2 protein-coding genes are annotated in these 742 nt (G+C 66.2%); one reads left to right on the top strand and one right to left on the bottom strand.

The genetic code is table 11. The features are described 5' to 3' along the window. On the top strand, positions 1–284 hold a 284-nt coding region (locus tag EOA22_RS35920; RefSeq protein ID WP_164756296.1), incomplete at its 5' end, for an AbrB family transcriptional regulator. Between the two features lie 7 nt (positions 285–291). Here EOA22_RS35920 and EOA22_RS35925 read toward each other — a convergent pair. After that, positions 292–742: siderophore-interacting protein (locus EOA22_RS35925; protein ID WP_164756297.1), on the bottom strand; the 451-nt coding region annotated here is incomplete at its 5' end.

Below are 742 nucleotides of genomic sequence, written 5' to 3' on the forward strand. Positions count from 1 at the left end.
GCCATGCGGCGCGCGCCTTGCCGCATATCATCGCCTCGATCGTGGCCTTGATCGCCTTTTGCGGCGGCCTTGCCTTCATGATCAGCCATCTCCTGGGCATCGATCCGCTGACCGCCTATCTGGCGACCAGCCCCGGCGGCATGGACAGCATCGCCATCATCGCTGCAGCAGCGCAGAACGTCGACATCTCTTTCGTCATGGCGCTGCAATCAGCACGCTTCCTGATCGTGCTGCTGATCGGCCCGAGCGTCGCGCGGCTGGTGGCGAGAAGCGTCAGGCAATAGGCAGCGGCTAGTCCTCGCCGCCCTCGCCCACGCTGTGCGCGTCCCGGCGCCAGTAGGCCGTAACCAGGTGGCGGTCGCGCGGCAGGCCCCACTGTTTGCGCACGATCTTGCGGATCTCCCGGAAATCGCCAAATTCGCAACCGACCCAGACGTACAGGCCGTCGGCAAGCGCCATGTGCTTGCGCTCGCGCAAGGCGGCGGACAACAGGCCCGCGGTGCCGGCCTCGCGGCCGTGCCGGTAAAGCCAGGTGATGTCGATATTATCCCCTTGCGCCAGCGCCATCCGGTCGTCCGGCCCATCGATCTCGATCAGCGCCTCAGCGCGTGTTGACGGCGGCAGATCTTCCAGAATCCTGCCTATGGCGGGAAGTGCTGTGTCGTCGCCGAGCAGAAGCAAGGTCTGCGCCACCGGAGCGTCGCCGCCACCGGGTCCGATCATGCCGATGACATCTCCCGCC

Source organism: Mesorhizobium sp. M7A.F.Ca.US.014.04.1.1 (genome assembly GCF_003998745.1).
Classification (GTDB): Bacteria; Pseudomonadota; Alphaproteobacteria; order Rhizobiales; family Rhizobiaceae; genus Mesorhizobium; species Mesorhizobium ciceri.